This window comes from Aequorivita lipolytica (assembly GCF_007997135.1).
Lineage (GTDB): Bacteria > Bacteroidota > Bacteroidia > Flavobacteriales > Flavobacteriaceae > Aequorivita > Aequorivita lipolytica.
In genome coordinates this window covers 81,082-106,048 of the sequence record NZ_VORU01000001.1, presented here as the reverse complement: position 1 = coordinate 106,048, position 24,967 = coordinate 81,082, and the positions used below count along the sequence as shown (strand labels likewise).

20 protein-coding genes and 1 tRNA gene are annotated in these 24,967 nt (G+C 34.4%); 10 read left to right on the top strand and 11 right to left on the bottom strand.

Annotation, left to right across the window (positions count from 1 at the left end; genetic code table 11):
• The first annotated feature begins 52 nt into the window (after window positions 1-52).
• From ESV24_RS00405 to ESV24_RS00385, 5 genes are all read left to right on the top strand, one after another.
• Window positions 53-1,318, top strand: coding sequence for a site-specific integrase (locus tag ESV24_RS00405; RefSeq protein ID WP_111813341.1), 1,266 nt, complete (start codon window positions 53-55; stop codon window positions 1,316-1,318).
• A 2-nt stretch (window positions 1,319-1,320) separates the two neighbouring features.
• A complete protein-coding gene (locus ESV24_RS00400; protein WP_111813339.1) occupies window positions 1,321-2,286 on the top strand; it encodes a hypothetical protein in 966 nt (321 codons plus the stop codon).
• 115 nt (window positions 2,287-2,401) lie between these two features.
• Entirely contained in the window at window positions 2,402-2,689 is a 288-nt protein-coding gene (locus tag ESV24_RS00395; protein ID WP_111813337.1) for a helix-turn-helix domain-containing protein, read from the top strand.
• Window position 2,690: 1 nt separating this feature from the next.
• The gene (locus tag ESV24_RS00390) at window positions 2,691-3,308 is read left to right on the top strand and encodes a hypothetical protein (protein WP_111813335.1); all 618 of its coding nucleotides are present in this window, start codon (window positions 2,691-2,693) and stop codon (window positions 3,306-3,308) included.
• Window positions 3,309-3,310: 2 nt separating this feature from the next.
• Entirely contained in the window at window positions 3,311-3,937 is a 627-nt protein-coding gene (locus ESV24_RS00385; RefSeq protein WP_111813333.1) for a DUF6079 family protein, read from the top strand.
• Between the two features lie 88 nt (window positions 3,938-4,025).
• Here ESV24_RS00385 and ESV24_RS00380 read toward each other — a convergent pair whose 3' ends face one another.
• From ESV24_RS00380 to ESV24_RS00355, 6 genes are all read right to left on the bottom strand, one after another.
• Window positions 4,026-5,357, bottom strand: a complete 1,332-nt coding sequence (locus tag ESV24_RS00380) for a hypothetical protein (protein WP_111813331.1) — start codon at window positions 5,355-5,357, stop codon at window positions 4,026-4,028.
• Between the two features lie 266 nt (window positions 5,358-5,623).
• On the bottom strand, window positions 5,624-8,482 hold the full coding sequence (locus tag ESV24_RS00375) for a type I restriction endonuclease subunit R (protein WP_111813329.1): 2,859 nt from the start codon (window positions 8,480-8,482) through the stop codon (window positions 5,624-5,626).
• 3 nt (window positions 8,483-8,485) lie between these two features.
• Window positions 8,486-9,400: an Abi family protein gene (locus tag ESV24_RS00370; RefSeq protein WP_111813327.1), complete on the bottom strand. Its 915-nt coding sequence runs from the start codon at window positions 9,398-9,400 to the stop codon at window positions 8,486-8,488.
• Between the two features lie 192 nt (window positions 9,401-9,592).
• Window positions 9,593-10,795, bottom strand: coding sequence for a restriction endonuclease subunit S (locus tag ESV24_RS15415; RefSeq protein ID WP_200829501.1), 1,203 nt, complete (start codon window positions 10,793-10,795; stop codon window positions 9,593-9,595).
• 1 nt (window position 10,796) lies between these two features.
• Entirely contained in the window at window positions 10,797-12,410 is a 1,614-nt protein-coding gene (locus ESV24_RS00360; RefSeq protein ID WP_111813326.1) for a type I restriction-modification system subunit M, read from the bottom strand.
• 103 nt (window positions 12,411-12,513) lie between these two features.
• Window positions 12,514-13,164, bottom strand: a complete 651-nt coding sequence (locus tag ESV24_RS00355; RefSeq protein ID WP_111813325.1) for a YbjQ family protein — start codon at window positions 13,162-13,164, stop codon at window positions 12,514-12,516.
• A 193-nt stretch (window positions 13,165-13,357) separates the two neighbouring features.
• Between ESV24_RS00355 and ESV24_RS00350 the strand changes: the two genes are divergently transcribed.
• Entirely contained in the window at window positions 13,358-14,158 is an 801-nt protein-coding gene (locus ESV24_RS00350; protein ID WP_111813323.1) for a hypothetical protein, read from the top strand.
• 247 nt (window positions 14,159-14,405) lie between these two features.
• On the opposite strand, the gene ESV24_RS00345 is transcribed toward ESV24_RS00350, so the two are convergent.
• Together ESV24_RS00345 and ESV24_RS00340 are read right to left on the bottom strand one after the other, a co-directional pair.
• On the bottom strand, window positions 14,406-15,368 hold the full coding sequence (locus ESV24_RS00345) for a hypothetical protein (protein WP_111813321.1): 963 nt from the start codon (window positions 15,366-15,368) through the stop codon (window positions 14,406-14,408).
• Between the two features lie 159 nt (window positions 15,369-15,527).
• Window positions 15,528-17,309: a GmrSD restriction endonuclease domain-containing protein gene (locus ESV24_RS00340; RefSeq protein ID WP_111813319.1), complete on the bottom strand. Its 1,782-nt coding sequence runs from the start codon at window positions 17,307-17,309 to the stop codon at window positions 15,528-15,530.
• A gap of 524 nt (window positions 17,310-17,833) precedes the next feature.
• Here ESV24_RS00340 and ESV24_RS00335 point away from each other — a divergent pair.
• Both ESV24_RS00335 and ESV24_RS00330 read left to right on the top strand, forming a co-directional pair.
• Window positions 17,834-18,025, top strand: a complete 192-nt coding sequence (locus ESV24_RS00335; RefSeq protein WP_111813317.1) for a hypothetical protein — start codon at window positions 17,834-17,836, stop codon at window positions 18,023-18,025.
• A gap of 206 nt (window positions 18,026-18,231) precedes the next feature.
• Complete coding sequence (locus tag ESV24_RS00330; RefSeq protein ID WP_160110573.1) at window positions 18,232-18,396, top strand: hypothetical protein; 165 nt, start codon at window positions 18,232-18,234, stop codon at window positions 18,394-18,396.
• Window positions 18,397-18,697: 301 nt separating this feature from the next.
• On the opposite strand, the gene ESV24_RS00325 is transcribed toward ESV24_RS00330, so the two are convergent.
• Window positions 18,698-18,770, bottom strand: a tRNA-Gln gene (locus tag ESV24_RS00325).
• A gap of 194 nt (window positions 18,771-18,964) precedes the next feature.
• On the opposite strand from ESV24_RS00325, the gene ESV24_RS00320 reads away from it, so the two are divergent.
• Window positions 18,965-22,291, top strand: coding sequence for a glycosyltransferase family 117 protein (locus ESV24_RS00320; RefSeq protein WP_111813313.1), 3,327 nt, complete (start codon window positions 18,965-18,967; stop codon window positions 22,289-22,291).
• Between the two features lie 23 nt (window positions 22,292-22,314).
• Window positions 22,315-22,977: a polysaccharide deacetylase family protein gene (locus tag ESV24_RS00315; protein ID WP_111813311.1), complete on the top strand. Its 663-nt coding sequence runs from the start codon at window positions 22,315-22,317 to the stop codon at window positions 22,975-22,977.
• A 16-nt stretch (window positions 22,978-22,993) separates the two neighbouring features.
• On the opposite strand, the gene ESV24_RS00310 is transcribed toward ESV24_RS00315, so the two are convergent.
• Window positions 22,994-24,433, bottom strand: coding sequence for a hypothetical protein (locus ESV24_RS00310; protein WP_111813309.1), 1,440 nt, complete (start codon window positions 24,431-24,433; stop codon window positions 22,994-22,996).
• 227 nt (window positions 24,434-24,660) lie between these two features.
• A complete protein-coding gene (locus ESV24_RS00305; RefSeq protein ID WP_111813307.1) occupies window positions 24,661-24,957 on the bottom strand; it encodes a thioredoxin family protein in 297 nt (98 codons plus the stop codon).
• Window positions 24,958-24,967 lie beyond the last annotated feature (10 nt).

Here is a 24,967-nt window from a genome sequence, read left to right as displayed (position 1 = left end):
TAAGCTTGAATAAGAATTTGGGCGGTACAATGGGCGGTACAATTTTATAATTATGGCATCAATTTCATTCTTTCTTCGACCAACATATAACAAAAGTAATAAGATTTATCTTAAGGTCAATTACGGACGTAAAAAGCAGTTACGATACGCAACTGGACATGAAGTAAATCTCGAAAAAAATTGGGACTCAAAACACCTAATCAAAAATAATCAACAGGAACCACGCAGTCATTATATCAATTCCAAATTATCTGAACTATTTAGTTTTTGCAGCAAACTTCTTCTTGAATATGAAGAAAAGCCTCAGGACCTGAATAATAAAAAAATTAAAAAAGAAATTGATATTTTTTTAGAAAAAGAGGAAAGACAAAAATCCGTAAATAACAAAACCTTCCTGGAGTTCTATGAGTGGTTTATAGACTACTATGAAGTAAATCCTCTCCCATCCACAAATAAACCCTTATCAAAAAATACAGTAAGGCCATATCGTACTTCCCTAAAAAACTTAAAAGAATATTTTGAAGAAACGGAAATCTTAGACTTTGATGGAATCACACTTGAATTTCATAAAAATTATTTAGAATATTTACAGGGGAAAAACTTCTCGAATAACTATATCGGAAATCAGATAAAACTAATAAAGGCGATAATGAATAACGCACTTGAAAGAGGTCTCCATAATAATTTGGATTTTAAAAAACGTAGTTTCCATAAACCCTCTGAATTAGTATATGCTATCTATTTATCAGAAAAGGAATTAAAGAGTATTGAAAAATCGGATTATTCTGAAAAGCCAAAACGAGATAATGCGAGAGATCTTTTTTTAATTGGAGCATATACAGGACTAAGAGTTTCAGATTTCAACAAACTTTCAAAAAAAAATATAGTTACTAAACACGGCACCACATTTTTTGAAATAAAAACTCAAAAAACTGGTAAAGTGGTCGGTATTCCTATTCACCCTGTTGTAAAAAAGATTTTAAAGAAAAGAAACGGCGAACTTCCCAAAAAAATGCCAGAACAACATATTAATGTAGCTTTAAAAAAAATTGGCAAAAAAGCCAAGATCAAAGAAAAGGTTACAATAGAAAAAACATTAGGCGGTAAGAAAGATTCCAAGACATACAAAAAATACGATCTAATAACCAACCATACAGCACGGAGAAGCTTTTGCACTAATGCCTATTTAGCAAATATGCCAGTCTTTGATATTATGGCCATAAGCGGTCACACAAATGAAAAAACCTTTTACAGTTATATAAAAATTACGCCAATGGAACAAATAGAAAAGTTGGCTAAACATCCTTTTTTTAATTAGAAATGAAGACATTCCCATTCGAAATTCTCTTTAAGTTATCATTGGATCAGCAATTACAATTTTTAGTTGAAAACGAGATCTTTAATTTTGATAGTGAACTTTCAATTAGCGAAATATATGAACTTTATGATGATCAAAAATTAGATACCGGCCATAAGTCCTTATTTGATATAATTGAAGATGACAGTTTTTCATCAAACAAGAAATACCTCGAATATTTATTCAATGAATTTCTAAAGGAAATAAAACATTATGAAACTGGCGAGAAATTGGGTCAAGCTGAACAATGGTTTAAATATAAGTTTAAAGAGAACACCACTTTTGCACTAAATAAAAAAGATGCTTTAAATGCTGCCTTAAAACTTAAAAAGAAAGCCATTAAAAAACTGAAAAAAAATAATACTTCATTTTTTCCTTTTCATTGTTTTGAAATGGATAAACTAAAAGATTATTTTCACGAGTTTTGGTTTGACGAAGGCTCCTATTTGCCTCGAGATGAGAGTATAAATAAAGATGTTCTTTCTTTTGCTTTTTCTGGATTAAAACATAATGATTCCTTTGACTATGCCCAATTAAAGAATTTCTCAGATTGGATTGAAGTTGTATCAACTTTAAGAAGCATAAAATTTCTTGATGATATTATTTTGGAATGTGAAAGAGCTAACTCTTTTGACAATTATATGTCCCCTACTTTACCTCCAATTTTTTTGGATGAAGTTTCATATCAGTTGTTTATAAACTGTATCAAAACTGATCCGAGTCCGACCAAAAGGAAATTTTCGGTCTATTATGAAATATTCAGATTTGAGAAACTTGTAGCTTCATTTCACGGATCTGATATAGAATTTATAAAATTTATCAAACGTGATTTTGGAGTAGTTTTAACAAGAATAGAGAAGGAATTGAATATGGGCAACAGCGTTGAAAGAAATATTTTTGAAAAATGTAAATTACAATTATTCAAGTAACTAACTATTCAAAATTGACAAATTATCCGCATATTGAAAGTTTCTGAAACTTTCTGAAACAATTTTTCCTAACTTTATTTTGAGCTTTGTGGTGTCGAATTAAAAGCCATAAAGAATGAAAAAAGACATCACACAACTTCACAACATTACACCTGAAATATTAGAGGGGTCCATTAGAACTATTGTTGATAATGCTTTTAAAAAGTATTATCAACAAAAAGAAGCTCCAAAACAAATAGAATGGCTAACCAGAAAGGAGGCCGCGGCGTTTTTAGGAGTTTCTTTAGTTACTATCCATGATTGGTCGTACAAGAGGCAAATTTTGAAACCGTACAAAATCAGTAATAGAATCCGGTTTAAAAAATCCGATATTGAAGAAGTCCTACTTAATTCTCGTAGGTAAGATGAAAGCTATCAACAAAGGCTTTGTAAAGCTACCAAGAACATTGTTAGAGTGGCAATGGTATGATGATATCAATACTTGTAAATTAATGTTGCACTTACTTTTAAAAGCAAATTTTAAACGTAAGCAATGGCGAGGACAAGATATACTTCCAAATCAATTAATCACTTCATTTGAAAAACTATCAATTGAAACTGGGCTTTCAGTTAGCAAGGTAAGAACGGCCTTAAAAAAGTTGATAGATACCAAAGATGTAATCACAACTCCACATAACAAATTCACTAAAATTCAAATCACAGCCCCTTTTTTTCTTGACATTCAGAATGACAAACAATTATCAAATACCCAGCAAGCAAATAACAACCAAACAGCAACAACTAATAATGATGAAGAATTAAAAAGAAGTATTGAAGAATTTAAAGAAGAGGTTTTTTTACACTCAAATTATTCAACTAAAATTTTAAATGATTTTTATAATTATTGGACTGAAAAAAATAAAGTAACCGGGAAATTTCGATTTCAAAATGAAAGCTTTTGGGAAACAGATAAAAGACTGGCAAAGTGGGCGCGAAATGAAAAATCGCAAACAAAAAAATCAATGTTAGATATAAAACGATAATTATGAATCAAGAAACATTATTACAATTATTTTTAATCGAGTTTGAACATGAGCATCAAAAGGATTTTGTTTTGAATGAAGAATCCCTTTTACGGGTAAATACTCTAATAAATTATTTTACAAAAAACAAAGATTTTTTTACATCCCCAATCGTAAGTAAACTATCACAACCTTCCCTTAACAAAGGCTTACTGATAATAGGCGATTTCGGAACAGGTAAATCAACCATACTCAAAACACTACTTCAAGTGTTAAAAAAAACAAATGTTTTATATTCAATACACCATCACGTCATGGAAGTGAATCAGAAATATGAAGCTGCGGAAAAGCCAGCAGACAAAGCTAAGTTTATGAAAGATTTCAGTGAAGCCAATCGTTTTTTTGATGATATTCTTACTGAGGAGAAAGCCAATAATTATGGTGTAAAATTCATATTCAAAGATATTCTTGAACTTCGTTACGAGAAAAAAAATTTAACCCTTATGACTTGTAATTTTGACCCAGATTCTCCTGATGATGTGAAAATGGGAATTAAACAGTTCTATGAAAAGTATGGGGGTCGAGTATATGATAGACTATTCGAGATGTTTAATATTGTAGAATTTAAAGGCAAAAGTTATAGGAGATAATTATTGATAATAAATTTATAATTGATCGTCTTCCCAGATATCAATTGTTTTATTTCCGATTACCACAGTTCTTTGTTTCCAGTAGTTTTTATTCCTTTGGATTTTCCATTGGATGAAATGACGCGACTCTACCGTCTTTTAAAATATGAATTGAGTAATGATTTCCATTAAAATATAATGCTTTATCATCCCATATTCTAAATTCCTTACCCAAAGTTAGTCTTTCGTTAATCTTATCTTTTAAATTTTCAATTGCTATTTTTAGAATACGCCTAATATCTTTTTGATTGTATTGAAATTTAGTTTTATCTTCAAAATGTCCCTCAATTTCTAACTCATCACAATGGCGTAAATAAATATGCAAATAACTCTCATAATTCCAATAAATAGGTTTTACAGTATCGTGATAATACAAGGTTTCTGTATCGAATTGGATGATTGATTTTTGGATTTCGCTATAAATTTCAGGATATTCTTCTTGGAATTTCTCTAAAGTCTTATTAGTCGAGCGTTTTATTTCTTTTCTTATTTGTTCGGTTCTAATTTCCCTTCTTTGCTTTAGAAACGTGTTAAACTCTGCAATTTCTTCTTTTGAAATATTTTTTGAATAGAATTTTGCTTCTAATTCATAGAATCTAACCAAAGGTTTTAAGTTGCCTTCCTCATCAAACGCAACTATTTTCATTATTTCTGAATCTGCTGATGATGGCTCAAAATTAATACCTATACCACAGAATTTTGCCCATTCTTCTGCAATCAATTTTCCTCCGTTTTTAATTCTTTGACTAAACAAATACAGATAGGTGTGATTTATATCCATATCTCTTGAGTCAAATTTGATGTCCATTGTATTTGGAATCTCTTTTTTACCAGCTTGATTATAAGATTTTACAAGAGGCATATTGGACGCTAAAACTTCATAAACATCGCCACTTTTAAATCCATTTTTTAACAATTGCGCTTTTTGCTCGTCAGATAATTTCTCGTTTTTACTACAATCCAACTTTACCATTGCGTTTGTTCTTGGAACGGTTTCTTCGGATAAAGCTTTTTCTAATTCTTCTCTTTCTTTTTTTTGATATATGATAACACCAGCAATATTTCTACCAAATTTTGAAGCAGATTCTGAAAACTTATGAAATTCAATTGAGATGTACTTATTTTCATACTGTCCGTACATTGCATAAAGTTCTTCTATTGAAAATTGAAATCTCTCTTTAAGTTGCTTTTCTATACTTGCTTTAAATCTTTCAAGCTCTGTTTCGTAGTTTTTAATTTGTGTAGTTAGAAATTCTATTCTTTCTTCATTATCTGGTGATAATTCCGAGAGTTCTTTTTTAGAATTTATAACTTGATTCTCTACCATATCATTTAACATATAGAGCGAATCATCATTTATTTTTTCTTTTATTCCAAACATTCGGGATTGTTTTTTAAATTACTGGCAACGTGATGCGTGTATGCCACGTTGCGACTAAATAAACAAAAATTTTGAAAAATTAAATAACTTAATAAAATGGAAAATACTAAAGAATTAAACAGGGAAAAGCAATGTGATATACACGGCTTAAGTTTGCTTTTCACTAAATCAGTTAACTTTAAGTATTAATCAGAAAGAACAAAAGAGCGGCTTATTTCTGGGGAGAATATCAAATATAAGAAAAATATTAATTCAATAAAGTATCACTAACCACGCCCATCCATCCCATTAATAAAAGTCTCCACAAAAAGAACCACTTTATTAAGTATTCGGTCTCCTATCGATTTACGTTTTAAAACAGATGGCTTTTCTCCTTCAATTAAATCCAAAAGCTCATCCCGCAACGGTTCGCGTTCAGCATAGAGATAATCTTCAATAAGTTTTTGGGTTTTTTCGGATGAGAGATTTTCTTCCTTAACAAATGCTTCAAACGCTTTTTGTTGTTCTTCGGTCCAGAATTTATCAAATTCCTGCGGAATGTTGTCAGAATCCTCTATAACAGGTAAATTCTCCTGAATAAACCTTTCAATTAATTCGCGTTTGCTGCGTAAATGGGCTTCCCCGGCCAGCAAGTCCACAACTTCTTTTTTCTTGGCTTCTTGTTCGGCTTTATTGGCACCTTTCATATCTGCTAATAATTTCAGGATATAGGTAACGTTGATGTCATCGCGGTGGATCAACTCCAATTCAAAATCTACATCTTCAAGGATGGAGACTTTTTCTTTGCTGTGATCCTGTTTTACCTTCTGCCATAAATCCAAATACTTGCTTCGGAAATCATTGAACAACTGTTCTTCCATGTCCAAGTCCTCCCAATCAAAATTAGCGAAAGTGGTCATGGTATTTTTTAAACGCATCAACTCTCTAAATGCCTTGATAAATTCCAACTCGTCCTCTTCACTAACCAGGTCATTAACGCTGTTCACCGTTGGAGTGATTTCAAGCAGTGCTGTATAAGCTTCATTGAACTTTTCGGCATAATCCTCATACGGCTCCATAATAATCACTTCAATAGCTTCTTTGTTGCTAAAGAGCGTGATGGCCTGATCGGTAACTTGTTTGAGGTTTCGGAAAACTACTATGTTTCCCTGCGATTTCTGTTCGTTGATGATCCTATTGGTACGCGAATAAGCTTGTATTAAGCCGTGATACTTTAGGTTTTTATCAACATATAAAGTGCTCAATGTTGGGCTGTCAAAACCTGTTAGGAACATATTGACGACTAACAGAATATCAATTTTACGTTCCTTTACTTTCTTTGAAATGTCGTTGTAATAATTGTAAAATGATTGACTGTCCTTAGTTGTAAAATTGGAACCGAACATTTGGTTGTAATGGCCAATATAGCTTTCAAGCTTATCCCTTTTGTGTGGATTTAGATCATAAATTGCACCTGGTTCAGCGGCCGTTGCCATTTCATCTGGAATATAACCATTGGCATCTGCATCATCTTCATTGGCCACATAGCTAAAGATGGTTGCAATTTTAAGATTGTGCTGACCTTCCTCTTTTTTACGCTGGAAAATATCATAGTAATCAACCAACATATCTATGCTGCTTACGCAAAACATTCCTGTAAACTCCCTGTTATGGGTTTTACGATCGTGGTTCGCTATAATGTAATCAACAATCTTTTCCAATCGCTTTGGGGATTCCATCAACTCTTTGCGGTCAATGTCTTCTACCTCTATGTCTATTTCGGTGGCGCTTTCCTTTTTTCTGTATTTGCCCACATACTCCACCGAAAATTTTAAAACGTTTTCATCTTTGATGGCATCAGTAATTACGTATTTGTGCAAGCAGTCGCCAAACAATTCTTTGGTAGTGCGTTTTCCTAATTCATTTTTTACAGCATTATCCGCAAAAATTGGGGTGCCAGTAAAACCAAACATCTGGTAATTGTTGAAAAATGCTTTTATACGGTTATGGGTTTCGCCAAACTGGCTGCGATGGCATTCATCAAAAATAAAAACAATGCGCTCTTCTTTTAATTTTTCCATCTTCGCCAAATACTTCTTTTTGCTGATGGCGGTATTTAGTTTCTGAATGGTGGTTACAATTAGTCGCGTATCATCACTGAATTGTTTTACCAAGGCTTTGGTATTATCTGTTCCATCTACACTTCCTTTTGAGAAACTATTGAACTCCTTAGTGGTTTGGTAATCCAGATCTTTTCTATCTACCACAAATACCACTTTTTTCACTTGTGGCAATTGCATAATAATCTGGCTGGCCTTAAATGAAGTCAATGTTTTCCCTGATCCGGTAGTATGCCAAATATAGCCGTTGCGCGAACTGTTTTGCACTCTATCAATAATGCTCTCCACGGCATAAAATTGATAAGGCCGGAGCACCATCAATATTTTGTGCGCTTCGTTCATCACGATGTACTTACAGATCATTTTAGAAATATGGCAGGGCTCTAAAAATTCACTGGTAAACCCATTGAGAATATTGGTTAAACGTTTGTTTTCTTTATCTGTCCAATAAAAAGTCTGTTTAAAGGATTGATTTCTATTGTTTGCGTAATATTTGGTATTTACACCGTTGCTAATAACGAAGATTTGCACGTACTGAAACAAAGCAGACTTTGCCCCAAACGAATGCCGTTGATAACGGTTTATTTGGTTAAAAGCTTCCTTCATTTCCAAGCCGCGCCGCTTTAATTCTATTTGAACCAAAGGCAAACCGTTTATCAATAAAGTTACATCATAACGGTTTTTGTAGCTGCCCTCCATAGTAACCTGTTGCGTTACTTGGTATTCATTTTGGCACCAGTGCTCGGTGTTTATAAATTCAAAATAAAGATTATCACCATTATCTCTAACAATATGTTGTTTCTCTCTTAATGTTTTGGCTTTCTCGAATACAGAACCTTTACTTAGAATATTAAGTACACGTTCAAACTCTTTAGCAGAAAAAGTAATATTGTTATGCTTTTCTAATTGGGTTTTTAAATTCGCCAATAATGCAGCTTCGTCCGCAATCTTAACTTTGGCATACCCAATAGTTGATAGCTGCGCTACTAATTGATTTTCTAATATTTGTTCTGGTTGGGTACTCATTTTTTATTGTTGCCAAAGTGGTTCTTGCATCCAATCAGGTTTCATTCCCAAGGCATTAGGATCAACATTTGGGTACTTTATAAATAAATCATTTAAACGCTTTGTGAAATTATTATTAGGCTGAATTACGTTTATTAAATACTTCATTAAACACATATGTACATAAAGATGTATAAATTCATGTTGTTTAGGCACATTTTCAGGATCATTAATCCACGGGTTAGGAGGTTTCGATAATAATTTAACTGTACCAGGTAAATTTCTATTCCACAATCGAGAATGATGTGCACAACAATTTCGGATTTGGGCAATAGACTGTAACCAACTGGGCAAGTATGTGTGATTTACGGCGCCCATCTCTGCTGCAATTGCATCCTTAGATTTTACGGTGGGCTTTAAATTTCCATATAATTTAGACAATGCTCCAAAGCTTGTTTGCTCTAAGGATTTCCAGGAAGGAGGAAATCGTTTATCATCTTTATGAATTTTAAAATGGTTTTTAATTGTAATATCCTTAGATCGCTCAAGTTCTTCTTGTAGGTTTGCCAATGTTTTTACTAAGGCGAGACTGTCATTAAATAATTCAAAGTTTTGAAACCACCAAGGATCAATTTCATGGGATAAGTGATAAATCAATTTGCTGCGCAAACTAATCTCTATTTTTTCAATAACGTCAAAGAGTAACATACGCAATTCTGCATCAAAATTGTATAGTGCTATTACGTCCTTAAATTTGCTGTTCGGTTTAAATTTATGCGCAACCTTATCAGATTGCATAACGTACCAATATTCCCCTAAACGATAGTAGCTAATATTAGATAAATACTTTGCAGCAAGTATGGAATTTGGAATTTCTAAACCACGTTCTTGAAGTTGAGCAATTTGCTCCTCGATTGTGAATGCCTTTTTGCTAAACATAGAAAGAAAATATTAAAATTAGCAAAAAAGGAAAGGTATAAAAAGCAAAAGACACACCCTGGGACGCTGTTCTTACGGGTAGCGTGGTGTGTACTGTTGGTGCAAATATACATGCTATATGGGGAAAATCACCATACTTTAACCACATTTTACTACTTTTTACCATTTGTTGAATATATTTTAACTTTTAATCTACACAAACATCTGCTGTAACAGCCCCTTTTTATAGGTTTTCGTTTTTTCTATCTGTTTGTCTACCAACTCTATCTTTTTATCAATAGCAGATAAGAAATTAGCAATTTTGGCTTGTTCTTCTTTTGAAACTGGCAATAGCATTTTTTTAGATAAAAATGTAGTGTTAGTTATATTGATTGTGTTTTTTGCTCCTTTCTGAATTATTGAACTTAAATAGTTAGATGTATTAATTGGAGACTCAAAATACACGTGTAAAATATATCCTAATTCTTTCGTTTCAGGTGTAAATACTCCATATAGTGGCGAAATTATAACATCTTCTTTTATATGATTTTGTTTAATAATTCCTAATGGAAAATCTCCTGTGGGGCTTTTAGTATAAATAATGTCGTTTGGTAAAGCTCTACTATAATGATCCGTGTTTTTAGCAGAAAAACTCCTTCCTAAATGCTCTATTTGATTTATTACACCTTTATGCACGGAAACAGAGTGTACTTCTTCATTCCCTGTACTTTTTAATTTATGTTCAAATAAAACATCTGAAAATTTACGTTTTTCCCATTTAGGAAAAGCAACGCCATTATCATGTTTAAATCTAATCTCCTGCCTCAATATTTGTTGCAATACCCCTCTTTTATATTCTTCCAAAAGACTTTTCTTTTTTGTCAAGCTTTGGATTCGAGTTTCTATGGCGGTTAGGAACTCTGCAATTTTTTGTTGTTCTCTAATGGAGGGAAAACTAAATTTAATTTCTGAAATATAATTCCAATCTGCTCTTGGCATTTTTGAGCCCGAAGTTTGATTCACTTCATAATTAAACTTGTCTGTTTGAATAAGGTAATACAAAAATTCATTTTCTAATTTAACCCCATTTAAAACCCAAATTTCGGAAGAGCATACTCCATCAAAATCGGCTTTATAAAATTTCTTCAAATAGGGTCTCAGTTTACCGAACAGTATGTCATTCTTCACGAAAACATTTTTAATGCTCTTTTGATCTTTCGAATTTAGAGTGCCAAGCAAAAAACCCGTTTCTTGGGATAAACACTCCAATTCAATGCAAGGTTGGTTTTCATTAGAATCTTTAGGATTAAATCTATCTTTTCTTCTTTTAGCAATATTTCTAAATTCTGAATTTTCCCACTCATCTTGAAAAACTGGAAACCGTAATTGAGGCACTAGCCGTTTTGTTTTCTGCATCTTAAAAAGGGGTTTCAATATTTAGTTCTTTACAAAACGAAGCTATTCGCGTATCGGTGTCTTTTAAATCGATATACACGGCTTGTATTTCCTTTGCGATGGATGTAATGTTCACGACTTCCTCTTCTTCAAAAGTATCTACATAGCGCGCAATATTTAAATTGTAGTCGTTTTCGGCTATTTCATCTAAAGACGATACGTAGCTGTATTTATTTTCAATAGCGCGATTTCGATAGGTGTTTACAATTTTTTCAATATCAGCATCACGGAGCATATTTTGGGTTGTTACTTTTTCAAAATGCTCACTAGCTTCAATAAACAGTATATCGTCAGGGTTTTCTCTACATTTTTTAAAAACCAAAATACAAGTAGGAATACTAGTACCGTAAAATATGTTGGCGGGCAAGCCAATAACGGCATCCAAATAATTTTTTTCTTTTATTAAATACTCGCGTATATGCGCTTCGGCACCACCTCTAAACAATGCGCCGTGGGGCAAAACTACCGCCATTTGTCCGTTTTCGGCCAGATGATGAACCATGTGTTGTACAAAAGCGAAATCTGCTTTACTGCCCGGAGCCAACTTCCCATATTGGCTAAACCTATCATCGCTCATAAAAAGCTGGTTGGCACTCCAATTCGCAGAAAATGGCGGATTGGCTACAATGGCCTCAAAGCGGTGTTCCAAATGTTGTGGATGCTCCAAGGTGTCTTCTTGTTTAATATCAAACTTGCGGTAATGTACGCCGTGCAGGATCATATTCATCCGTGCCAAGTTGTAAGTGGTCCGGTTTAGTTCTTGACCATAAAAGTTATTTACTTCTTCAACTTCCTTCGCAACCCGCAAAAGCAAAGAACCACTCCCACAGGTAGGATCGTAAACAGATTTTAATTTGGTTTTTCCGGTTGTTACCAATTTTGCCAATACAATACTTACCTCTTGTGGCGTATAAAATTCCCCCGCTTTTTTCCCCGCGCCGCTGGCAAATTTTCCAATGAGATATTCGTAAGCATCCCCTAAAACATCAAGTTCGGTCTGCTCTAATTTAAAATCAATTTTATCCAAATGCGCGAGTACCTTGGCGATAATCTCGTTTCTTGCTTCCGGAGTTTTCCCCAATTTGGTAGAATTGAGATCCATATCTTCAAAGAGGTTGTCAAAATCTTCCTCGCTCTCGGTGCCCATCGTACTGTTCTGTACGTTGTTTAGGATTTTCTGTAAATCTTCAAGTATAAAGTTGTGCTTCGTATTATAGGAATGGACATCCTCCGCAGCTTGGTCCAATGCAACAACTTCATTATGATTGCCACGTTTAGCCACCGCGCTAAAAAGTTCAGAAGGTTTTAAAAAGTAGCCCAGTTTTTCCAAAGCTTCTTCGCGAATGGCAGCTATGTATTCTTTACCATTCTTGGTATTTTCGTCTATATCGGTAAACTTAATACCATCGGGTTTAAGAATGGAATTGGCGTAAATCTCCATTTTTTCGGCCAAATATTTATAGAAAATAAATCCTAATATATAATCACGGAACTCATCCGCATTCATTTTGCCTCGTAAGGTATTTGCTATGTTCCAGAGTTGTTGTTCCAGTTGTTTTTTATGATCTTCGGACATTTATATATTTTAATATTGGTTATTGAGTTTTTGTTATTAGCGAACGATTCTGTTCACAATTATTTTAACTTAAAAAAGTTTATATGGTTATCGTGAAATTTTATTAATCGTGAATGGTCTGATAGCCTGATAAAAATTTAAATCGATCGTTAGCCTCTGTCAATTTCTGGAGCAATTGACCTTTACCTTTTCCAATAACATCGATATTATTTAATTTTACAGCTGTTCCAGACATGCATACCATTAACATACCTTTCCCGGCTCCAACCTCTGAATAATCTATATCAGTGGCAATCACTGCATTTGCACCCAAATCCAATGCTTGTTTTCTTAATTGTATAAAACACATATCTTCACCTTCTTTCAGCTTTCGATTGTGTCTGCCCGATTGCGCACCAAAAAAATCTGTAAAAGAAGACGTAAATTCCGTAATTACACCAGTTCCCGTTGTTGATTGTCCAGTAACCATTCCTATAATTTCGTAATCCCAATTTAGTGGTGTGTGAATCGAAATTACAGGAATTAAGATAATTAACCTTTCTAACTCATTTATTATATTTCTTCTCTCAAAAAGAATTTGGTTTGAGTATTTTTCGTAAAGCTCCTTTCCGCATTTTGAACAATAGCCATCAGATTTGGGTTCCTTATATTCATTTATAATTGCTGTTTGCATTTTCGAGTAAAGTGCATTACTAGATAATATTCCACTTTTAATTGGAGCTTGACAATTTGGGCAATTATTAATTTCACTCATCTATTTTTTATTTTTTCTGTGGGAAATATGGATACATAATTTTTATTGTTAAAAGGGGAGATGTTAAAAATAGTAATATCAGACATTATAAAAAATCTTTCAGACAAGAAGTATTATTTTTATTGTAATAGAAGTGTCTAATCCTTTATGACTTTCTAATTACCAATAGATTAATCCGAAAAAAATAAATGTTATGCCGTTAAAATACCATCCACTCGTTCAGGCAACCAAAATCGAGTTAGAAAAAATTGACAAGAAGAAAGACATTAGTTGGGAAGAACAGAAGAAATATAACAGTCAATTTTTGCCGATTTCAGTAGAACCAAAACTTAGGAAAAGAGCTTTAAAATTTATGAATGATTTAATCCTGCTGCTTGAAGCGAATAATCACAGTATCCAATTTGAATATGATAATTGCCATATAGAAATGTATGGCCAACTGACAGAAATTAATTTGAGACAAAAGTATTTTAGAAAACGAACTATGGGTAAACGTGGATATTCTCACGAAACTTATGAAAAAAGTAACAAACTTGAATTTCAAATTGGCAGTTATGCTCGAAAGGGCTGGATTGACAAAGACAATAAAACGCTCGAAGAGTGTTTACCCGCAATTTATAGCCAGATTGAGAAAGAGAGTATTAGATGGGCCGAATTGCGAGAAAGACAAAGAATAGAAGAAGAAAAAAGAGAAGCTCAACGAAAAATTGAAGAAGAAATAGCCATAGAAAATGCCATTGAGAAAGAAAAATGGGAAAAGTTAGTTTCTGATGCTCAAAACCATAAAATAGCTAACGACATCCGGTCTTATCTTAAAGCTTTTGAACAGAAAATAAAGGATACAAATGGTTTGTTTGAAAATGAATTTAAAGAATATATTCATTGGGCCTATAATCAAACTGAACTTTTAGACCCTTTGAATCGACTTAATGATTTCAAAAATCGAGATCTAACTCTTTATGTGCCCCATCTCGGCAAACGTTGCGGGGCATGAAGACTTGCAACAGGACGCGTGCAACGCGAAATGATTAGTCTGTCACTATAAACGAAGGTATTTCTATTCAAAGATTCGGGATACAATGCGGGGCATGACGAATTGCAACTGACCGCGTGCAAAGCGAAATGATGAGAAATTCGTTTCGGTGCTGGCGATAAAATAAATCTATAAGTAGCGTAATTGTGATGGAAATCAATGAAGAAAAAGGTTGTTTTTTATCTCAGCTTTTTGTTGTTGGTAATGATTATTCATCTATTGGTATTTTCTTGTCTTTGCAATAATTTTCTATTTCTGTATCACTCTCAAAATATGTATCACAAGATTCGTCGAGTTCTTTTTCGGTTGATCTGAAGTATCTTTCTGAAGCTGTCATTAGCTTATCAACTTGTTCTATGAAAGTTTCAAATTCCGAGTTTATTTTACAAAGTTTATCGATTGTCTTAAAGTCCAAATCACGGTAAATTGGCGGATAAAGTATTTTGCTTTTGTATGGGTTCGCGTTTAATTCAATTATTCCGATTCCGAAAGATTGGTTTAATCTTTCCATTTCTTCCGAAAGACTGTCGCTAAATTCAAATGCAACTAAATAACCAAAATTCGCCCAACTTGAATTTGAAACTGCTTGAAAAAAAGCCTTTTTTAATTCAGCGTCACTATTAATTTCTTTTTTGATTTCGTATGAGCTCAATTTGAAAGTGTCAACTCTATTAATAGACTTTAAAAAGTTTTGGCTTGCTTTGGTTTGAAGATTGAGAAATTTAATACCTACCATATCTGGATGTGACCAAATTTGATTGCTATCCTTTCCGTTTTTGGATTGTTCGTGGAATATTGTTTTAGAGTAAATCTGCGTATTCTTTAAATAACTGCTTAAAAGTTTATGTAAATCCCGTTCAGCGTAAGTTTTAGTCTGTCTGATTTTTGTAGGCGTAGATTCAGAAATTCCAGCCAAAATTTCCAAATCAATATTTTGTTCATTTTTAGTCAGATAATATGAATAACTTCCGTTTTCCTGTTTTAATCGTTTAACTCGACTATCGCCATTTCTTATAAAATCTCCGACTAATGCAGAAACAGTTGAAGCGGGTGTTTTTGCCTTTCCAAAATCGTAATAATTATTTTCAATTATATGGTTATAAATATCCATATAATTCACAAGTCCTTTTAAATCTTCTAAACTTTTTAATATTGATTCCTTAATTGTCATTTTCTATTTCGATTTTTTTCTTGCATTAACGTTTAGTATATGAAAAGTAGGCGGTTTCGAAGCACGAAACTTTCGGTTAAACACAAAGCTTGATACGAGCCAAAAGCCTTGAATTTACTACTATCTCGCCTATTTTTTATATACATTGTTAGCCTTTCGTTATTCATTTTCCGCCATTACGTTTTCTCTTGTGTCTATGACTTCAAATTTAATTCCGTTCAGTTTTGATTTCAACTGCTCGATTATCAAATCAATTCTTTGCTCTATAAATAAGTCCAAAGCGTTTTCAGGCATTTCGGGTAAACTTGACCATTCCAATATTTGTTCAGGAATTAAATGTGATTTAATAGCTGTTGGAAAGTCAGGATTTTTGTCATAGTCGCAGATATAATCTAAAGGATTTTTATTGCTAATTTCTAAATTCGTTATTTGGGTCAAATAGGCAATATTCATTAGAGAATTATTGTCAATAGTATTAGAACCTGGATTTTTCGCAATGTAGTCTGTTGGAAAAATGTGGTGCAAATTTGGCTTGTCAGTTGAGAAAAAGAAGTTTTCCGCAATTACATTTCTATCTGTAAATTTCCAATCTTTCGGTTGGTTAGTCGCAAAGAGTGCAAGGATTGCTCTTGAAGAAACACCTTTTGAACTGTATGAAGCTTTTCTCAAAGTGTCTCGGTCAATTAAGAAGCGTTCAAATTGATATTCTTCCTTATTTTTCTCTTTGTTTAGAAAAGTAATATGATTTTTAATATCTGTTGTATTGCTCAATAAGTCGTCTCTATGCAAACTATTAAACCAAAAGTATTTCTTTAAAAAATCGTAATCTGGATTGCTATTTTGATAGAAGTAATTTGATATTGTAAGATAGAAATATCTGTATGGTATTAACTGTGGACCTTTTAGGTTTAATGTGTTCTCGAAAAAGTCGAATGTCTTTAAAATTGCCTTTTTAGAATCTGCCCAAATTGTTTCTATTTGTTCAGTTTTTATATCGTTTAAGTATCGAGGCGTAATGTTTACAATTCCCGAATTTTCGATATTTTCTCTAATTAGAATTGATAGAATTTGCAGATAGTCAAAGTCACTTAATTGTAGAAATCTACTGTTGTTAATTTCTCGAAATCCGTCTATTAAATCTCTTAAATAAAATCCGCTGTCCGAAGCCGATTTTGGTCTAAATGTTTTTGCTACAACAATATCGAAAATGTCTAACGGTTTTCCTGCTTGATTTATTCGCTCAAATATTTGGCAAACTTCTGAAACTTGAATGCCTTTTAATTCTATAAATGAAAGTCTGTAATTATCAAGAACTTGTTTTATGCGACCAAGTTCCTCAATATATTGGTGGTCAAAATTTAGGTCAATTTCTGGGTGTTTGATAACCGTTTTTTGAATGTCGTTGTACTTTTCTTTAATGTCGATTAGCTTTAAAATCAGTCCTTCATCGAACTTTTTTTTCTTGCTAATGTTTCTTTTAAAAGTTCCGTTTTTGTCGTCAATTTCATCCCAATAGAGAAATCGTTTTTTGTAGCTTTCATCATCTGTATCGTCTGAACTTTCAACTGTAATATCTACAAAAAGTGCTGGGTCAAAATCTTCTCTTCCTTCAATTTTTCCGCCATAAAGTGAAGTAAGTAGGGAAGTGGTTCTTTGTTGTCCGTCTAATAAATACTGATATTCAGTTCGGTTGAAATTGTCATTAACTATTTTGTGTCCGCCAATTTCTCTGTGATTTTGAAGCTTTAAATCAGTTTTCCAAACGAGAATACTGCCTAATGGATAGAATTTATAAATACTGTCCCACAGTTTTTTTACATTTTCTTTTTCCCAAACTACGTCTCTTTGGAATGTCGGAATTTGATAATCTTGGTTTTTCAGTTCGTCAAGGTAAGTTGTTATTCCTTTGTCTGTTGGTTTTATTCTATCTGTAAAGTTCATTCAGTTTCTCGGTTTTTTTAATGAAGGCTAACATGTCTATAAACAACATGGATATTGCGTTTATACCGCAAATGGACACCATTATTTTTTATTAATTATATTTCAAATTTTTAAGCATATCAAACCACGGCAAGGCATAATGAGCCAGCGTGTTTTAACTAAAAGGGGAGAATAAAGCAGTAAGCCGTAACTCAAATATATTAAAAAAGCAGTATTCCCATCCCTTTTTCCTTAATTATTCGACCAAGCACACTGTGTCCATCCGAAGGTTTTATTCGGAAAACCAGTAACCATAATAAAGAAGTGATATCTCTATGTTATTAAAATATGATGCTCAACAACGGTGATTGAATAGTTTTAATTCTTACATCTTTGATATTTTCTTATTTAGTAGGCTTAAATGATATTTAAATTAAATAACTACAACTACAGTGAAAATACAACACGGAAGTAATGCGGAGCAATCAATAATGGAATAGCGTGCGCAACTGCGGGCAATAAACAATCCAACACCTCGCAACTTCTTGGCAACCAAAAATGCAACACCCCCCGCAACTGCGGGCAATCAACAATGCAACACCTCGCAACTTCGTGGCAACCAAAAATGCAACACCGCGCAACTTCGTGGCAATCAAAAATGCAACACCGCGCGCAACTGCGGGCAATCAACAATGCAACGCGGAATTACTACGCAGGCAACCGATAATACCATGTAGTTATTGGAATCTCTCCGAACTTCAATTATAAGAATAAAGAAATATAAAAAATATTTTCACTTTTTAAACAAAATCTAATAAGGGAGAAATGGAAATATTCCGTAAATTTGGATTTTATCCAATAAATGAAATACACAAATTATTTTTCTCAAATAATAACTGAAAAAGATATTTCCAATTTAAGTACAGACCAGTTCAAAAGGATCATGAATATAGTATTTATAGAAGGATGCCTTGCTGGTGCAAAAAATGCCGCCCATCTTCAATATTTATTAAACACATTAACGAACAATCAGGAACCAAACAATCTTTATTTTGAAATGAAATTGCTTTCAGAAACCCATTATAGAAAACAAAACAACAATACTTAAAATTTGTAAAATGCAAAAACTTTTATTTATATCGCTTTTTTTTTAGGTTGCAATGAAAAACCAATGGACAACTTCGAACTTAACAAGGAATTGCGGCAAAGTAGGGCAAGAATAGAAAGGCTTGAAAATATTAATGATAGTCTTTGGGATGAACTCTCTAAATGTGATTTTTTAGTAGGAATTTTAGAGGACTCCTAAAAATCTAAAAAAAATTTACCTTAAAACCAAAGACGGGCGGTACAATGGGCGGTACAAAAAAACCCTAAGAGCTTATTTTACAGCTTCTTAGGGTTTATAAAAGTTGGCCCACTAGGGCTCGAACCTAGACTCTTCTGTACCAAAAACAGACGTGTTGCCAGTTACACCATGGGCCAATACCGTAATGCGGTTGCAAATTTAATACAAACTTTGGCTTGTGCAAATATTTTATTGTAAAAATATTTCGGTTCTTTTTTACAAATCTGGAATTATGTAAAAATATCACATCATATTGTACGTTACCACATTTACATACTTGGGGCTATCTATATTATTAGTAAATTCGTCCCATAAAAATTTTTAAGTGCTTATGGGTTCTTTCAACTTTACAAAATGGAACAAAATTACGGGTTGGCTTGTCTTTGCTATTGCCTTGATAACCTATTGGTTAACCGTGGAACCTACCGCCAGTTTTTGGGATGCTGGCGAATATATTACAACCGCCAGTAATTTAGAGGTTGGCCATCCACCGGGAGCGCCATTATATCAGTTACTAGGTGCTTTTTTCTCCATTTTTGCTGCGGAAGCTTCACAAATCGCCCTTACCATTAACTTAATGTCTGTTTTTGCCAGTGCATTTACCATACTTTTTATGTTCTGGTCGCTGACAATTTTACTTACAAATGTAATTTCCAAACATCAAGAAATTGATAGAACAAGCGCAATGGCCATTATTGGCAGTGCCGCTGTAGGTTCATTAGCCTTTGCGTTTACGGATAGTTTTTGGTACAACGCCGTGGAAGCCGAAGTATATGCAAGTGCAGCTTTCTTAATGTCGGTTCTGTTTTATACCGCATTGCGCTGGGAACGCGATATGCTTGAGCCAAGAGGCAACCGTTGGGTAATTCTAATTGCATTTATAATTGGGCTCTCCTTTGGGGTTCACTTTATGGCACTGCTAACCATTCCAGCAATCGGGTTTTTGTATTTCTTTAAACACTACAAAACCATTTCGGTTAAAAATTTCATCATTGCAAATATTGTTACCGTTGCAATTCTTCTTTTCATCTTTAAACTATTGCTGCCGGTGACCATGAAGTTTTTCAGTGCTTCAGAATTATTTTTTGTAAACAGCATCGGACTTCCATTTAATTCGGGAACTATTTTCGCGGCGATTCTGTTTATTATATTATTTATTTATGGGCTGCGGATTACCAGAAACAAAGGCTTCGTGCAGCTAAACACACTCCTGCTTTGTGTCCTTTTTATTTTTATAGGTTTTTCCAGTTGGTTAATGCTCCCAATACGCGCAAATGCCGGAACGGTGATTAACGAAAATAATCCAAATAACGCACGCGAGCTTTTGGCATACTACAACCGCGAACAATATCCAGAAACACACCTTTTTTATGGGCCACTTTTCACCGAAACCTATGTTGGGCTAGATGAAGACAACCCGTATAAAGACGATAAGCCGAAATACGAAAAAGATGAAGCCACCAATAAATACATTATTGTAAACAACTTCAAAAATGCTAGCCAAAATACCGAAGATTCTCAAAAGGCATTTCTGCCAAGAATGTGGAGTACGGAACACAATGCCAATTATATGGAATTTACCGGAGGATTAGATTTTTCGATAAAAAGCGAATATCTGAGCGAACCCCGATTAGTAGATGAAGTGAATAAATTCAAACAAGCCTACAATCAAGGATTGGTGGATAAAGGTGATTACGATAAGTTTTTGAAAAATTTCGGACAGTATCTCGATATTCAAAAGCCGTCCTTTTTTAAAAATATGAAATTCATGTTTGAGTTTCAGTTTGGCTATATGTATTGGCGTTATTTTATGTGGAATTTCACTGGAAGACAAGACGATGTGCAGGGCCAATACACAGATTTGCACGGCAATTGGCTTAGCGGCATCAAGTTTATAGACGAAGTGCGCTTGGGCAATCAAGATAGTTTGTCCAGCGACATGAAAAACAACAGAGCCCGGAATACCTACTTTTTCCTTCCCCTAATTTTGGGTGTTATCGGTTTGGTATTTCACTTTAAAAACGATCAAAAAAGCTTTTGGGTTTTATTGGTGTTTTTCCTATTTACTGGTTTAGCACTGAAAATTTATCTGAACGAGAGACCCTTTGAACCACGCGAGCGGGATTATGCGCTGGTGGGTAGTTTCTATGTATTTGCCATGTGGATAGGTTATGGCGTGTATGCGCTGTTCGATTTAGTAAAAGATTATCTGAAACCCAAAATCGCACTCCCCATTGTCATTACCATTTCGGCTTTAGCGGCGCCAGTATTGCTGGCCACCCAAAACTGGGACGATCACGACCGAAGCAATCGTTATACCGCACAATCAATGGGAAAAATGTATTTGGATTCCTGCGATGAAAATGCAATTCTCTTTACAATTGGCGATAACGATACTTTTGCACTTTGGTATGCACAAAATGTGGAAGGCTACAGGCAGGATGTACGTATTGTAAATACGAGCTTATTCCAAACAGATTGGTATATTGACGATATGAAGAAGAAAGCCTTTACCAGCGATCCTATTCCTTCACAATTAACGCATGACAAATACCGTTGGGGAACGCGCGACTTTCTAATATACCAACAAACCACGCAAGACACCATCGATATTAAAACGTGGATGAATTTTGTGGCAAACGATAGTCCAGCCACCCAAATGGAGCTGCCAAGCGGGCAGCAAGTGAATACATTTCCTTCAAAAGTGATCCGTATTCCCGTTGATAAAGAAACGGTATTAAAAAATGGTATCGTGGCTCCGGAAGATGCTGATAAGATTGTGCCGTATATAGACATAAATCTGAAAGGTGATATTCTCTACAAAAATAGAATGATGATGCTGGATATTATTGCCAATAACAATTGGGAGCGCCCTATTTATTTCAGCGGCGGAAGTTTTGGCGATGATGATTATTTATGGATGAAGGATTATCTGCAGTTGGACGGTGTAGTCTATAAATTAGTTCCAATCAGAACACCACTCAACAAAAGAAGTCCGTTTGATATGGGCCGAATTGACGCAGACAAAATGTATGATATCGTTATGTCTTGGGATTGGGGCAATAGCGGCAGTCCAGATATTTACCACGATACCGAAACCCGCAGAAACGGAATCACCTACAGAAGCAATCTAGCCCGTCTTGCCGAAGCACTTATAAATGAAGGCAAAATGGTTAAAGCAGAGAAGGTACTCGACCTTGCGATGGAAAAAATGCCAATAGAATATTTTGAATATTATTCGCTGTTGGAGCCCTTTGTTATTGGGTATTACGAACTCGACAAACCTGAAAAGGCCAGAAAGGTTTACGAAGACGTTTCTAAGAAATATCAGGAAAACCTAACGTATTATAACAGTTTGAAATTTAACAAACAGCGCGCCATTGCTGAAGATATAATAAGCGATATGGAACGCTACCGAGGTTTGGTGCAGCTAGTTGTGGTTTATGATGAAGAACAATATGGCAGAGACGAAGCGAGAAAGTTTAATGACTATTTAAAGTTGTTCCGCCATTTTTATTCTCCGGATGAAGCAATGGATTTGGACAAGGATGTTGAAATTGATTCTACCATTGAGATTCCTTTAGATTCAACTCTTTTGGAAAAAATGGAGCGTGAACCAACCAAGCAAATTGATGAAGAAGTTCCAGTAAACCAATAAAATTGAAATTCAATTTAGTAAAAATGCCCAGATTCATTCAGCGGTTATACCCTGAACGGATTTGGGCATTTTCGCGGAAAGAAAAAGCAGTTTACCTAACTTTTGATGACGGCCCAATTCCTGAAATTACACCTTGGGTTTTGGATGAGCTTAAAAAGCACAATGCAAAGGCAACCTTTTTCTGCATAGGTGAAAATGTTCAAAAGCATCCCGAAATTTTCAGAAGAATACTTGCTGAAGGCCATTCTGTGGGCAACCATACTTTTAACCATTTGAACGGCTGGAAAACTAAGACTTCGGAATATGTTGAGAATGTTGAAAAGGCTGAAAGACAGATGGCGAAAGACGGAAGACCGAAAACGGACCGCTCAGAAATTGAAAATCGGCAATCGAAAATCGAAAATCTACAATCACTTTTCCGTCCGCCCTATGGAAAAATCACTTCCAAACAGACCAAAATCCTTCAAAAAAAAGGTTTTGAAATTGTAATGTGGGATGTGATTAGTTATGATTTTGACGCGACTATTTCTGAAGAAAAATGTCTTCAAAGTGTTTTAAACAACTTAAAACCCGGAAGCATAATTGTATTTCACGATAGCCTAAAGGCAGAAAAAAACCTTTGGTATGTTTTGCCAAAGGTTTTGGAATTTATTGGGGAGAAAAATTGGCTAAGTAAGCCAATATAGACTAATAATTATTAAATTAATTTACCAATAGGTTATAACTTGTTACTAGAAACTGATTTGAACCTGCTCCTGTAGTTCTTTCCACGTAAATCTCAATATAATCTGTCGGGTTGGCTACTACCGTTCCAACGATAGACAATCCTTGTCTTGCATTGGTATCTACCACATCATAAACAACTTGCGTACCTATTTGTTGAACTCCATTTTTATAAATTGAAAATGTAAATCGCATCCCTGCAATAGCTGTAAATGAAATTGAGCCAAGAACGGTGAGGGATCTTGATTTTTTACCTTCATAAACCACACTATTGCTACTATCTGCACCTGCACGAGCTGAAGTTCTAAACATCCTAATAGGAGCGGTAGTAACGGGCAGTTTTATAGGCGTTGCGTTACCCATAACCACAACGCTAGAGGCAGTGTAATAAATATTTGCTGTTGCCTGTCCATCTCCCTCCCGCGGAATGCCTGGGCAATCTACGGTCCAGTCTTTGTTAAAATTATATCCAGTATAAGGTGAAGATCCACTCACATATGTTCCCCCTCCGTAAAAAACTACTTGGTTTAAAACGGCATCTCCTGTAATAGAAGTGATTCCTGTAGTATTCATCCCAGTTTTTCCCGGAAGAACATTGCTGAATCCACTCGCTTTTTGAATCAGTGCAAATGTGCCTATATATGTTTCATAAGTACCATTATTAGTCCCCAACCACGCTTGGTTACTCAATAATAAATTAGTAATGTTGCTATAAGTTATACCGGTAGTATTTCCAACAAATTGTACAATGTTGGCAAAATAGAGGCCAACATTTGAAATGGTTCCCACACTACTCAAATTTGCAATTATCGTGTTCTGTATCAAAAGGGAAGTGCCGCCAGTAATGTTTAAAGCACTTGCACCAGCTACACCGCTTATTGTCACATTCCGAATACTTCCTCCCTTTGTTCCTTGAAATACGGGGCCAGCAGTTGCACTATAAAGAATATCCTCATTTGCATCCATTCCAGAAACGTAAGCATCATTTAAATCTATGGGTACAGTTAAGTAAATTATACCGTTAATTTCATAATAAGTGTTGGACAAAAGGGTAATTTTTCCTGATACCGGAGCTGGTAGATCTGCGGCCGATTTTACCAAAACATAATTATTGCGTTTGTCCGTCGCTGAATTAATTTTTATCCAGGTAGTTGAAGTTAAATCGTAATAATAAAAGGCTTTTAACGTAGTATCATAAACCAAAAGACTGTTGGCAGGTGCCGAAATTGCAGTTCGCTGCAAAGTAGTCATCCTAGGTGTTAGTAAACCTTGGGTAGTTGATGTAATATCAAGCGCTGAAGAAGGATTGGGATTTGTATTCCCTATACCAACTTGCGATTGCGCAGTTAAAGACAAAAGCAAAAGCATTACAAAAGGCAAACTTCTGCCAATAGAAAATTTTATGTAAGAATTTTTCATAGCTATCAAAAATAAAGTAGAAATTTTCCGACAAATTAAAGGGTTTAATCCGAAGAAACAAGCAGTTTAACGGAAAAAGTTGAAATATTTAACGTTTTTGTAAGAATTCTGCTAAACTGCTGGAATTGAGGAATGTTTTGGCAATAGATTCGCCATATACATATGCTTAGTGTAGTATTTTAAGAAAAAACATGAAACCGTAAAGGAAGCATTGGAAGGTTTAGAAGCTAAACGTACTCGTTAACAAGTCCAATAAGTGTATTGGCATCTTGTTCTCCACTTTGGCGCCATTTCATTTCGCCATTTTTGTAAATCATTAATGTAGGCAAACCTTTAACGCGAAGTGCTTCAGCAAGTTCCTTGTTTTTTTCTACATCTATTTTTATAACTCGCGCCTTATCGCCCAGTGCGGCGGCAACGTCGCGTAAAACGGGATGCATTCCTTTGCAGGCTTCGTCCCATTCCGCATAAAAGTCTAGCAGAACTGGGATTCGCGTTTCAATTAATTCTCCAAATTTTGACATTCGCCTAATA